Origin of the sequence: Mesorhizobium sp. M0062 (assembly GCF_040323125.1) — a bacterium.
Lineage (GTDB): Bacteria > Pseudomonadota > Alphaproteobacteria > Rhizobiales > Rhizobiaceae > Mesorhizobium.
Genome location: NZ_JAMYUO010000008.1, coordinates 74,337 through 86,394, shown reverse-complemented (window position 1 = coordinate 86,394; position 12,058 = coordinate 74,337). Strand labels below are relative to the sequence as shown.

Annotated in this window: 9 protein-coding genes and 1 pseudogene; 8 read left to right on the top strand and 2 right to left on the bottom strand. The window is 62.2% G+C overall.

All coding sequences use genetic code 11. The features are described 5' to 3' along the window. The first annotated feature begins 11 nt into the window (after positions 1-11). Entirely contained in the window at positions 12-338 is a 327-nt protein-coding gene (locus NKJ64_RS12305; protein ID WP_352462654.1) for an NIPSNAP family protein, read from the top strand. Positions 339-346: 8 nt separating this feature from the next. After that, entirely contained in the window at positions 347-1,549 is a 1,203-nt protein-coding gene (locus NKJ64_RS12300) for a mandelate racemase/muconate lactonizing enzyme family protein (protein ID WP_352462652.1), read from the top strand. 74 nt (positions 1,550-1,623) lie between these two features. Here NKJ64_RS12300 and NKJ64_RS12295 read toward each other — a convergent pair whose 3' ends face one another. Continuing rightward, on the bottom strand, positions 1,624-2,262 hold the full coding sequence (locus NKJ64_RS12295) for a MarR family winged helix-turn-helix transcriptional regulator (protein WP_023829168.1): 639 nt from the start codon (positions 2,260-2,262) through the stop codon (positions 1,624-1,626). 116 nt (positions 2,263-2,378) lie between these two features. Here NKJ64_RS12295 and NKJ64_RS12290 point away from each other — a divergent pair, with 116 nt between their 5' ends. Beyond that, on the top strand, positions 2,379-3,908 hold the full coding sequence (locus NKJ64_RS12290) for an MDR family MFS transporter (RefSeq protein ID WP_352462650.1): 1,530 nt from the start codon (positions 2,379-2,381) through the stop codon (positions 3,906-3,908). 67 nt (positions 3,909-3,975) lie between these two features. Continuing rightward, entirely contained in the window at positions 3,976-4,812 is an 837-nt protein-coding gene (locus tag NKJ64_RS12285; protein WP_352462649.1) for an amidohydrolase family protein, read from the top strand. 49 nt (positions 4,813-4,861) lie between these two features. Here the strand turns inward: NKJ64_RS12285 and NKJ64_RS12280 are convergent. Next, positions 4,862-5,646: pseudogene (locus NKJ64_RS12280) on the bottom strand (SDR family NAD(P)-dependent oxidoreductase). Between the two features lie 83 nt (positions 5,647-5,729). Here NKJ64_RS12280 and uxuA point away from each other — a divergent pair. The 4 genes from uxuA (at position 5,730) to NKJ64_RS12260 (ending at position 12,045) form a co-directional block, all read left to right on the top strand. Then, complete coding sequence (gene uxuA / locus NKJ64_RS12275) at positions 5,730-6,914, top strand: mannonate dehydratase (protein ID WP_352462648.1); 1,185 nt, start codon at positions 5,730-5,732, stop codon at positions 6,912-6,914. 880 nt (positions 6,915-7,794) lie between these two features. Then, the gene (locus tag NKJ64_RS12270; RefSeq protein ID WP_352462646.1) at positions 7,795-9,084 is read left to right on the top strand and encodes a D-arabinono-1,4-lactone oxidase; all 1,290 of its coding nucleotides are present in this window, start codon (positions 7,795-7,797) and stop codon (positions 9,082-9,084) included. Beyond that, positions 9,081-10,253 (top strand): alanine racemase, encoded by a 1,173-nt coding sequence (locus NKJ64_RS12265; protein WP_031193055.1) that lies wholly within the window; start codon positions 9,081-9,083, stop codon positions 10,251-10,253. The genes NKJ64_RS12270 and NKJ64_RS12265 overlap by 4 nt, the downstream gene beginning before the upstream one ends. Positions 10,254-10,332: 79 nt before the next feature. Beyond that, positions 10,333-12,045 carry an aldehyde dehydrogenase family protein gene (locus tag NKJ64_RS12260; RefSeq protein ID WP_023830834.1) on the top strand — a complete coding sequence of 571 codons (1,713 nt, stop codon included), beginning with the start codon at positions 10,333-10,335 and terminating at the stop codon, positions 12,043-12,045. Positions 12,046-12,058 lie beyond the last annotated feature (13 nt).

Below are 12,058 nucleotides of genomic sequence, written 5' to 3'. Positions count from 1 at the left end.
AAGGATGGACCATGATCTACGAACTTCGCATTTATGACTGCCTGCCGGGCCAACTCCCGGCGCTGCTCAAGCGTTTCAACGACCATACCTTGGCGCTGTGGGATAGACACGGCATCCGCCAAGCCGGGTTCTTCACCACGGTGGTCGGCGAAAATAGCAATCGACTGACCTATTTAGTCGCCTGGGAATCCTTGGCCGAGCGCGAAGTGAAATGGAAGGCCTTCACCACCGATCCGGCATGGCTCGAGGCCCGCGACGAGTCCGAGCGCGATGGCCCGATCCTGGCCAATATTTCCAGCCAGTTTCTCGCGCCAACCGCCTTCTCGTCGGTGAAATAGAGGACATCATGAAGATCACCGATCTCAGGTGTGCCGTCATCGGCAAACACCCCATCGTCCGCATCGTTACCGACGAGGGCCTGTATGGCCTCGGCGAGGTCGAGTACACCAAGCCTTATCTGAAACCTTGGGTGCTGCATTTCCGTGACGCGCTGATCGGCGAGAACCCGACCGATGTCGAACGTTGCATGCTGAAGATCCGTCAGCGTGGTTCGTTCAAGCCCTATGGCGCCGCCGTCAGCGCCATCGAGCACGCTCTCTGGGATATCGCCGGCAAGGCCGCCGGTGTCCCGGTCTACAAGCTGCTTGGCGGCAAGGTGCGCGACAAGGTGCGGGTCTATAACGGTTCCATCCGCAAGAAGCGCACCGGCGACAGGCCAGAGGATTACGCGGCCGACGTCAAATGGATGATGGAGCGGCCGGAAGGTTTCTTCATGGTCAAGCAAGGCATCAGCTTCCACTCCAACATGAAGACCAGCGTTCCCGACTTCCACTATGGCGTGCGCCAGCCGCCGACCTATCACGGCGCGATGGACCAGGGGCAGATCAGCGAGCGCGGCATGGCGCATATGATCGACTGCGTCATCGCCATGAAGGAGGTGCTCGGCGACAAGGTCTCGCTGGCGCTGGATTGCGGCCCCGGCTGGTTCCTGCCGGACGCCATCCGCTTCGCGCAGGCGGTGGAAAAATATAATCTGATGTGGCTGGAGGACATGTTGACCGGCGACTATGTGCCGTGGGTCAATCCGCAGGCCTACCGCGAACTCACCACATCGACGTCCACCCCCATCCACACCGGCGAGCAGATCTACCTGCGCCATAACTTCAAGGAACTGATCGAGACCCAGGCGGTCCGTGTCATCGGTCCGGACCCCGCCGATATCGGCGGCATCGCCGAGCTCAAATGGGTGGCGGAACACGCCTATATGCACTCCATCATGATGGCGCCGCACGGCACGGCGAACGGCCTGCTGGGCCTCGGCGCGCTGATCAATGTCTGCGCCACGCTGCCGGCCAACTACATCGCCTTCGAATATCCCAGCGCCTCCGACCCGTGGTGGGAGGACATCGTCATCGGCCTGCCCAAGGGGCAGATCGTCAGGGAAAGTATGGTGGACCTGCTCGAAGCTCCGGGACTCGGCCTCGACATCGACGCCAAGGCAGCGAAGAAATACCTGGCGGAAGAGGACGCCGGTTTCTTCGACCGATAACGATCCGACGCGACCTGAGCGTCAAGGGCTATCGAACGGCTCGCACACATGGGTGAGCGTCCACGCCGTGCCGCCTATTTCGTTTCGGGCAGCATCTCGTCCATCAACTGCTTGACGGCCTTGGCGGATCTTTTCATCCCGGCTTCGTCCATGGCCCAACCGGCGAAGCGTTCCAGCAAGGTGGCGAACCTTACTAGGTCCTGCTCATCCCACTGTGCCAGCGATCCGGCGAAAATCCGCCATTTGGTCTGGCGCACCGCCGCCACGAGGCGCTCACCCTTGGCGGTGAGTTTGAGGCAGATGCGGCGGGCATCGCGTTGCGATGCGACACGGCAGGCATAGCCGCGTTCGACGAGGTCGGCCGCGATGCGGCTGGCGCGCGACGGATCGATCTCGAGGCGCTCGGCGATGACGCCAACCGTCACCTCATCCTGCTGGGTAGCGCTGAAAAACGGATTGTTCGCGATGGCGCTGATCGCATCGAGATGGCTCACTTCCAGCGAAGGGTCTACGCGCGCCAGGATCATGCGGCCGAAGTCGCGGCGCTTGATCGAGCGGCGCACCTTGCTCATTACCGCATCGATGGCGGCCACGGCCTCGGCCGCCGGTTCGGACAGGCCGCTGCCGCGCGCCAGATCGGCGAGATCCCGGTCGCCGCTTGTCTGGAACAGGGCTGGAAATCGGTCCGGACTGCCGGATGCGTTGCTGCTCATCCATAGCGCGTTAGCAAGAATATATGCTGATGTCAATTATATGCTACGCGCACATATCTGATTGACACCTCTTGGTTGTGGGGACATAAATCGCGCCCCAAGCTACGGAGACACCGATGACTGTCGAGCAGACGCTGCCGGACACAGCGCCCGTGGAGGCCCAAGTCAGGCCCGACCTTACGACCTTGATCGTCTATTTCGGCGCGCTGATCGCCATGTTCATGGCAACCATCGACATGCAGATCGTCGTCACCGCCTTGCCCACCATTGCCGGCGAACTCGGCAATCTGCATTTGTTCGGCTGGGTCGGTGCCGCCTACCTGCTCTCGACCGCCGCGGTCTCGCCATTCTACGGCAAGCTTGGCGACATGTATGGCCGCAAGAACGTCGTGCTGACGGCGATCGGCCTGTTCCTGCTGGGCTCGCTGGTCTGCGGCATGGCATGGTCGATGGAGAGCTTGATCGCCGCGCGCGTGCTGCAGGGTATCGGCGGGGGTGGGTTGATGGTTTCGGCCTTCGCCATGATCGGCGAACTGTTTTCGCCGCGCGACCGCGCCAAATATCAGGGCTACAGTTCGGCGGTGTTCGCGCTGTCGTCGGTGCTCGGCCCGCTGGCCGGCGGCTACATCACCAGCCTGTTCGGCTGGCGTTGGGTGTTCCTGGTCAATTTGCCGATAGGGATCATCGTGCTGGCGGTGCTGGCCTTCGCCATGCGCAGCCGGTTCAACGAAAAGCGGCACCGCATCGACTATCTCGGCGGCGTGCTGCTCGCCACCGGCACGACGGCGATCGTCTATTGGGGCTATCATGTGCTCGACCCCAGCGGGCCGGACCTGCTCACCTTCGTATTGCCACTCCTCGCGCTGGTCGCCATCACCTTGTTCATCATGGTGGAGCGCCGGGCCGAAGAGCCGATCGTGCCGTTGCGGCTGTTCGGCAATTCGACGGTCAGCATCGTCTCGGGCGTGTCGCTGGTCGCCGGAACGGTGACGCTGGGCATGTTCTTCTATTTCGCCCTCTACATGCAGACGCTGACGGGTCTCAGCCCGGCCGAAGTCGGCTTCCTGTTCCTGCCGGCGTCGCTGACATCGATGGTCATCTCGATCGTCGCCGGGCGGGTAATTGCCGCAACCGGACGCTACAAATGGATGCCGGTGGTCGCCATGGGTATTGGCGGGTTTCTGATGCTGGGCTTTGTCCTCACCAACCAGCACACGCCGATCTGGGTGCTGGCAACGATGATGGCTGTGTTCGGCATCAGCATGGGCCTGCAGTTCCAGGTGCTGATCGTGGCGATCCAGGCGGCGGCACCGCTGCAGGATATCGGCGCGGTGACCTCGCTGATCACCCAGGCGCGGACGCTCGGTGCATCGCTGGGTCTGGCGCTGAACGGCGCGGTGATGATCTGGGCGCTGAACCGGCAGACGTCAGAGCTTCCCACTGAGGCCGCCGTATTGCTGCCGCAGGGCCTGAATGGATTGACGCCGCACCTCGCATCGAGCCTGCCGGGCGCGATCCGCGAAGTGGTGCTCGACCATTACTCCAGTGGCTTCAACGTGATGTTCATCTGGGTGGCGGCGCTCTATTTCGTCGCCATGGGGCTGACGCTGCTGCTCGAGGACAAAGAGATCCCGAAGCGGGCCTGAGCCAGAGTATGTCATGCGCTGGGCTTAGGCATTTGGCGATGATCTGAAATCACCGAGGAGGACAGCCATGATCATCGACACCCATCTGCACCTGATCGACCTGTCGGCGCTGCGCTATCCCTGGCTTGGCGGCGTGCCGGCGCTCAACCGCGATTTCCCGCATGCGGAATACGCGATCCAGGCCCGCCGGGCCGGCATCGAGGCCGCGCTGCACATGGAGGTCGATGTCGATCAAGCCGACATCCAGGCCGAGACCAGCCATGTGAAGGCGCAGTCGCTGGAGAAGGGCAGTCTGTTGCGCGGGGCGATCGCCTCCTGCCGCCCGGAGGAGGCCGGCTTCGCCGCCTATCTCGGGCGCCAGCAAGCCGACCCTTTCGTCAAGGGGTTCCGCCGCGTGCTGCATGTCATGCCGGACGAGCTTTCGGACAGCGCGCTGTTTCGCGAAAACATCAAGCGGCTTGCCGGCACCGGCCTGACCTTCGACCTCGTCGTCCTGCCGCATCAGATTCCAAGGGCGGTTGCGCTCGCCGATCTGGCGCCGGATGTGCAGTTCGTGCTCGACCATTGCGGCGTGCCCGACATCAAGGCCAGTGCGGAACATCCGTGGCGCGAGCATATGACCGAGATCGCGCGGCGTCCCAATTTCATCGGCAAGATCTCCGGTGTCGTCGCCTATGCCGATGCCGGCTCATGGACCGTCGAGACCTTGCGCCCCTATGTCGAGCACACGATCGGCATTTTCGGCTGGGACCGCGTCGTGTGGGGCAGCGACTGGCCGGTGTGCACGCTTGGCGGTGGCCTTGCCACCTGGGTGGCGGCGACACACGCGCTGATCGCGGGCGCCAGCCCTGAGGAGAGGACGAAATTGTTGTCGGGCAATGCCAAGCGGATGTGGAAGCTGTAGCGCGGTCGGACACCGATTGCCTGCAAGCGCGCAGAACGCCATCATAGCGCTACTTCACGCCAATACCTGCCGTCAGGCCGCCATCGATCCTGTAGTCCGCGCCGGTGCAGAAACCGGCCTTCGACGAGCACAGGAAGGCGATGAGTTCCGCCACTTCCTCCGGTTCGCCGATACGGCCGAGCGGATGCGCCGCGCCGAAGCGCTTGTAGGCCTCTTCGACATCGGCATCGCTGCCGCCGTCACCGCGCGCAGCCTTCTCCAGATCGGCGTGCGGATCGAGCCCGGGCTGACCGAATTGACGCGGATGCCTGATGCCGCGTAGTCGAGCGCCAGCGAGCGCGTCAGCGTGTGGATGGCGCCCTTGGTCGTGGCATAGGCGGCGACGTTCTGCTGGCAGGCAAAGCCCTGCACCGAGGCGACGTTGACGATGGCGCCGCCTCCGCGCTTGATCATTTCCGGAATGCCGAAATGCGCGGTCAGGTAGATCGAGCCGACATTGACCGTCATCGTTCGGTTCCAGGTTTCCCAGTCGGTGGTCGTCGCCGTGCCATAGGGATGGACGGCGGCTGAATTGACGATGACATCCAGGCCGCCGAACTTCGCGACGCCAGCCGCGACCGCGTCGCGCACCTGATCGGAAACGGCGACGTCGGTGTCGATGACCAGCGCTGCTGCTCCAGTGCTTTCTAGTTGCGCTTTCATCGCCGCATTGGCGGTGCGGTCGATGCCGCAGGCGATGATTGCGGCGCCACCGGCCGCAAGGCGCTTGGCGGTTGCCAGGCCAATGCCGGTCGTTCCCGTCACCAGGGCGACCTTGCCGTCGAAATCCGTCATTTCTAAAAACTCCTCCATTTTCTATCGACTCCCATCGCGGTCCAACAATAAGTTGCCAACCTCTCGCAGAAGGAAAGCCGAAAATGGAACAATGCTGGCGCTGGTATGGACCCGACGACCCGGTGACGCTCGATCATGTCAAGCAGGCGGGCGCCACCGGCGTGGTCTCGGCGCTCCACCATATCTATGACGGCCGGGCGTGGCCTGAGGCCGAAGTGCTGGAGCGCAAGCGCATTATCCAGGAAGCAGGACTGACCTGGTCGGTCGTCGAGAGCATTCCGGTCCACAATTCCTTCAAGATCGGCGCGCCGGAACGCGAGCGCTATGCCGGCTATTACCGCGATTCGATCCGCGCGCTGGCCAAGGCCGGCATCGCCACGATCTGCTACAATTTCATGCCGGTGGTGGACTGGACCCGCACCGATCTAGCCTACCGTCTGCCGACGACAGGCTACGCCCTGCGTTTTGATGCCGTTGATTTCGCCGCCTACGATCTGTTCGTGCTGAAGCGCAAGAACGGAGCTGACAGCTACACGCCGGCGCGTATTGCGCAGGCGGAAGCGCGGCTGAAGGAATTGCCGCCCGAGAAGATCGACCAGATCGAGCGCAATCTGATCGCCGGCCTGCCGGCTACAGAGCGCAAGTATGACCGCGACAGTTTTCGCGAGGCGCTTGCGGACTATGACGGGATCGGGCCGAAGGAGTTGCGCGACAACCACGCGTGGTTCCTGCGCGAGATCATTCCGGTGGCGGAAGAGGAGGGGGTGCGCATGTGTATCCACCCCGACGATCCGCCGTTTTCGCTCTACGGCCTGCCGCGCGTCGTTTCGACCGCCGAGGATGCGCGTTTCATTCTCAATGCCGTCGACAGCCAGGCCAATGGGCTGACGTTCTGCACCGGGTCCTACGGCACGCGCGCCGACAACGACATCGTCGCCATGGTCAAGGAATTCGGCGACCGCATCCACTTCGCCCATCTGCGCAACATCACCATCGAGGATGACGGCTCGTTCTACGAGGCCGAGCATCTCGAAGGCGGCACCGACATGGCGCATGTCATCCTGGCGCTGATGCAGGAGGAGGCGCGCCGCCGCAAGGAGGGCCGCGCCGACTGGCAAATCCCGATGCGGCCGGACCATGGCCACCTGCTCGCCGACGATATCGGCAAGACAAGGATCAATCCCGGCTACTCGCTGATCGGCCGCCTGAAGGGTTTGGCCGAATTGCGCGGCATCATGCGGGCCGTGGAAACGTTTGGGCTGGCTTGAAGGGGCAACGAACTGCGTTCAATGCCGACGCCGGCTCAGCGTGCGTCGCTGTAGATAATGCGGCCGGCGCGGAATGTCGTCCGATGACAATCAGATACCACGCTCGATCACGATCGCCCGGTCGCGGTGAGGCTCGTGATACAGCCGGTTGCCCTCATGGATTTGCACGGCCCTTAGTACGGCGCGCGGCTCGCTGACGGACGAGGAACCTAGCCGTTCGCCCCACGACCTGGCGGCGTGCTATTGTGTAGTGAAGTTCCGTTGCCCCGAGGTGAGCTAGAGGGGTACTCGGAAATCAAGTATGAATCATGAATAATGCAGTATTGATTTACGTTCGTGCAAGCAAAGGAACTGTAGTGATGGATGGGCACGACGGTCGTCGGAATGCGTTAAAGAAACTATACGTTTTCTCGATGCTTTTCGTTTTATTCACTTCAACATTGGTTATTTACGGAATTGGCGGATGGGTGGTTGCGTTTGGCAGCAGTGACTTCCGAGAAAGCCATGGTAGGAGGGTATTTTTTTGGTTTTTTGTTAGCATGCTGCATGTTTTATGGATATATAAGGTATGACGAACATGAAACAAAAATCAGAATAAAACGGGATGAGCGCAAAGCTCTTGTGGTGAGATTTAAGCAGATTGTTTTAATTATATTTGTGTCCTTGTTTGTCCTTTTAATTGCCTAGAGATAATCTCACTATCGGAATGCGAACAATCACGGCGAAAGCCATGCACTTGAACACGGGACCACACAAGACACCTCCGATTGCCAGGTTGACAGAAAGCTGACAATGTATCATATCCGAAAAGCTGAGTATGTATCATATTATTCAGCGCTAGGAGAAAGACCGGCAAAGCCGGCGTCCCAGGGAGGCAATTTTGGGAGAGGCTATCAGCCAGTGGAGCAATTGGTCGGGCTATGTCACGGCCACGCCGCAGGCTTTTGCCGAACCGCAGAGTCTCGATGAGCTGAGTGGTGCCATTCGCAACGCGCCGGGACCAGTTCGATTCGCTGGCACGGGCCATTCCTTCACGCCGCTGGTCAAGAATGACGGCACCATCCTGTCGCTCGACCGCTTCGAGGGCCTGAGGTCGCACGATCCCGAAAGGCTGACAGCACGGGTCGGCGCCGGCACCAAGATCGGCGCGCTGGCAAAGCTGTTGCACGGCGTCGGCCAGGCGCTGCCGAACATGGGCGACATCGACAAGCAGGCGTTCGGCGGGGCGCTGGGCACCGCCACCCACGGCTCGGGCATCACGCTCGGCGCTTACCATACCCAGCTCGAGGCGATGCAGATCGTCGACGGGCGTGGCGCCGTGAAAGAGTTCGACCGTGCCAAGAGCCCCGACATGATCGAAGCCATGGGCGCTTCGCTCGGCGCTTTCGGCGCCGTCACCGAAGTGACGATCCGCAACGTGGCGAGCTACCGGATGCGGCACCGCCGCTGGACGGCGCCGATCGCCGATGTGCTTGCGCAATTCGAAAGCACCATGACGGCGCATCGTTCGGCCGAGTTCTACTACGTGCCGTTTTCGGAACAGGCGCTGCTGATTGCCAGCGACATCACCGAGGCGCCGGCGACGGTGCGTCCGCCGACGGAAGACGACGATGCGGTGACGACGCTGAGAAAACTGCGCGACTATCTCAGCTGGCTCCCTTGGCTGCGCCGCCGTCTCATCGGCTCGGCCTTCGCCAAGGTGCCAGCCGAGGATTATATCGAGGAGTGGCTGAAGGTCTTCACCTCCGAGCGCAACGTCAAGTTCAACGAGATGGAATACCACCTGCCGTTCGAGGAAGGGGCGGCCGCACTCAGCGAAATCATTGCGCTGCTCGAGACGCGGTTTCCAGAGGTCTATTTTCCGATGGAGGTGCGCGTCGTCGCGCCCGACAATGTCTGGCTCAGCCCCTTCTACAAGCGCCCAACCTGTTCCATCGCCATCCATCACGGCGTCGAGCGCGATCCGATGGCGTTCTTCAACGCCGCCGAGCCGATCTTCAGGAAGCGCGGCGGCCGCCCGCATTGGGGCAAGATGCACAGCCTGACATCAAGGGAATTGAGCGCGCTCTATCCGCGCTGGAACGATGCGATGGCGGTCCGCCGCGAGATGGACCCGGACAACCGCTTCGTGTCGCCCTATATTGCCAGGCTGCTCGGCGTCGCGGCATGAGCCTGACCGACACCTATTTCGCGGAAATGTCGGGCGCGCTCAGGGCAGCCGGGATCTTTCAGCCTTGCCTGGTGCTCGATCTCGACCGGCTCGATCACAACATCGCTGCGATCAAGGCGAAGTTCGCCACGGGCCTCGATCTGCGCCTCGTCGACAAGTCGCTGCCATGCCTGCCGCTGATCGACTATATCCGCGCGGCGTTTGCGACCGACAGGCTGATGACCTTTCATCTGCCGATCAGCGCCGAGATGCTGAAAGTGTTTCCCCAAGTCGATCTCCTGTTGGGCAAGCCGATGCCGGTTGCCGGCGCCAGGCACGCGCTGACGAAGGGCGTTCTCGCCGGGCTCGGCGAAGCTACGTCGCGCATCGTCTGGCTGATCGATACCGAGGAGCGGCTGGCCGCCTATGGCTCGCTTGCCGCCGAGCTCGACCGCGAGCTGCGCGTCTGCTTCGAGGTCGATGTCGGCCTTCATCGCGGCGGTATCAGCGATCCCGACTCACTGGCCCGGGCAGTTTCCGCGTTGGCGAATTACCCGCGGCTGAAATGCGAAGGCGTCATGGCCTACGAGGCGCATATCGGCCATATCCCCAAACTGCTGGGAGGACCGGCCAAGGCGCGCGTCAAGGCGATCAGCCTGTTTCGCCAGTATGTCGCTTGCCTTGCCGCCGACCAGCGCAAGATCCTCAATCTTGGCGGCAGCAGCACCGCATTGCTCTATGACAGCTGGGTCGGCGCCAATGAATTGTCCATCGGATCGGCTTTTATGCTGCCGACCGATTTCGATGTGCCGAGCCTCAGCCAATTGCGGCCTGCCGCATTCATCGCGACGCCGATCCTGAAAGTGGTCGATGTCCAGGCGCCGGGCCTCGACCAGCGCTCCTGGCTGCTGCAGAAGCTCGGGCTGTTGCCGCGGCGCGGCTGTTTTCTCTATGGCGGAAAATGGATGGCGAAGCCCGTCCATCCCGTGGGGATGAAGACCGACAAGACGTTCGGCTTTTCGACCAATCAGCAATTCATGGCGCTGCCCGACAACGTCAATGTCGGGCCTGACGACTACGCCTTCCTGCGTCCGACGCAGAGCGAATTCGTGCTACAGCAGTTCGGTTCGATCCAGGTCTATTCCGGCGGGAAATTCGTCGAGCAATGGGCCGCACTGCCGTTTTCGTAGAGCAATTCCAGGAAAAGTGTGAAGCGGTTTTCCCACAGGAATTGCGTCAAACAAAGAGATCGAAGTGGAGGAGGATAGGATGGTTGCCAAGGCAGTCAAAACCCAGCCCGTGCAGCCTGAATGGGCAGCCGAACTCGACCTCGCGCTCACCGATCTCGACGCCAGGAAGGACGACTGGGCGCAGACCTCGAATGGCGAGCGGATCGCCTTGCTGCGGCAGGTCAAGGATCACATCCGCGAGGTCGCCGAGGCGTGGGTCAAAACCGCGACGCGCAAGAAGGGCATCCCGACCGGCTCGCCGCTGGAAGGTGAGGAATGGCTGGCTGGCCCGGCGGCGCTGATGGATGGCTGCAACCAGTTCATCCACACGCTGAGCCTGATGGAGGGCAAGAAGTTCCTTGACAGACTGCCGGTCCGCACCTTGCCTAGCGGACAGGTGGCGGTGACGGTGGTTCCGAATTCGCTTTGGGACAAGGTGCTGTTCACCGGGCTGAAGGCAGAGATCTGGATGCAGCCCGGCGTGACCAAGGCGAACCTCGCCGCAAACACCGCATCGGCCTATGACGCGCCGCGCACCAGCCGCAAGGGCAAGATCGGGCTCGTGCTCGGCGCCGGCAACGTCGCCTCGATCGCGCCGCTCGACTGCCTGCACAAGCTGCTCGTCGAACATCAGGTCGTCCTGCTCAAGATGAACCCGGTCAATGATTACCTCGTTGATTTCCTGCGGCCGGCGCTGCGGCCGCTGATCGAATTCGGTGCGCTGCGCATCGTGCGCGGCAGCGCCGATGTCGGTGCGTATCTGTGCAACCACGATCTCGTTGACGACATCCACATCACCGGTGCCGCCGCCTCGCATGACGCGATCGTCTGGGGTCCCGGCGAGGAGGGCCGCAAGAACAAGGCGGCGGGCACGCCGCGCAACAGCCGGCGTATCACCTCTGAGCTTGGCGGCGTGGCGCCGACCATCGTGGTGCCCGGCCCATGGTCGAATGCCGACATCGCCTACCATGCCGAACTGATCGCCACACAGAAGCTCAACAATTCCGGTTTCAACTGTATCGCCTGCCAAATGCTCGTGTTGCCCGAACGCTGGGACAAATCCGACGCGCTTCTGGCGGCCCTCGAAAAGGTGATGCAGAAAGCCCCGTCGCGCCCGGCCTATTATCCCGGCGCGACCGAGCGCCTCGCCGCCTTCGAGGCGCATGCCGACAGCGTACAGAAATTCGAGCGGCCCGGCGGGCCGGCCTGCGTGGTGGTGCCGTTCCGGCCGGGCACGGATACCTATCTCGAAAATGCCGAGGTGTTCGCGCCGGCGCTCAGCGTCATGCGGCTGCCGGCGGGCAATGCGGAATCCTATCTGCGCGCCGCTGTCGCCTACGCCAATGAAAAGCTGCACGGCACGCTTGCCGCCAACATCCTCATCCATCCCAGGACGATCGCCGAGATCGGCCGGCAGCGCTTCGAGGAAATCATTGCCGAACTGCGCTATGGCGGCATCGGCATCAATTCCTGGAGCGGCGTTCTGTTCGCGCTGCTGCGCCCGACCTGGGGTGCTTTCCCTGGCCACACGCTCGACGACGTGCAGAGCGGCATCGGCGTCGTCCACAACACCTATTTGTTCGACAGACCGGAACGCAGCGTGCTCGAAGCGCCGTTCCGCATCATGCCGAAGCCGGCCTGGTTCCTGACCCACAAAAGGGCACACATGGTCGGCCGCCTGATCACCGAGTTCAACTACCAGCCGAGCCTCCTGAAGCTGCCGCGCATCATCTGGAACGCGCTGCGCGGCTAGCAACGAGCATCCG

Coding starts and splice junctions, on each gene's coding strand:
- NKJ64_RS12305 (WP_352462654.1), top strand. CDS start 12: ATGATCTACGAACTTCGCATTTATGACTGCCTGCCGGGCCAACTCCCG.
- NKJ64_RS12260 (WP_023830834.1), top strand. CDS start 10,333: ATGGTTGCCAAGGCAGTCAAAACCCAGCCCGTGCAGCCTGAATGGGCA.
- NKJ64_RS12295 (WP_023829168.1), bottom strand. CDS start 2,262: ATGAGCAGCAACGCATCCGGCAGTCCGGACCGATTTCCAGCCCTGTTC.
- NKJ64_RS12300 (WP_352462652.1), top strand. CDS start 347: ATGAAGATCACCGATCTCAGGTGTGCCGTCATCGGCAAACACCCCATC.
- NKJ64_RS12290 (WP_352462650.1), top strand. CDS start 2,379: ATGACTGTCGAGCAGACGCTGCCGGACACAGCGCCCGTGGAGGCCCAA.
- NKJ64_RS12265 (WP_031193055.1), top strand. CDS start 9,081: ATGAGCCTGACCGACACCTATTTCGCGGAAATGTCGGGCGCGCTCAGG.
- NKJ64_RS12285 (WP_352462649.1), top strand. CDS start 3,976: ATGATCATCGACACCCATCTGCACCTGATCGACCTGTCGGCGCTGCGC.
- uxuA (WP_352462648.1), top strand. CDS start 5,730: ATGGAACAATGCTGGCGCTGGTATGGACCCGACGACCCGGTGACGCTC.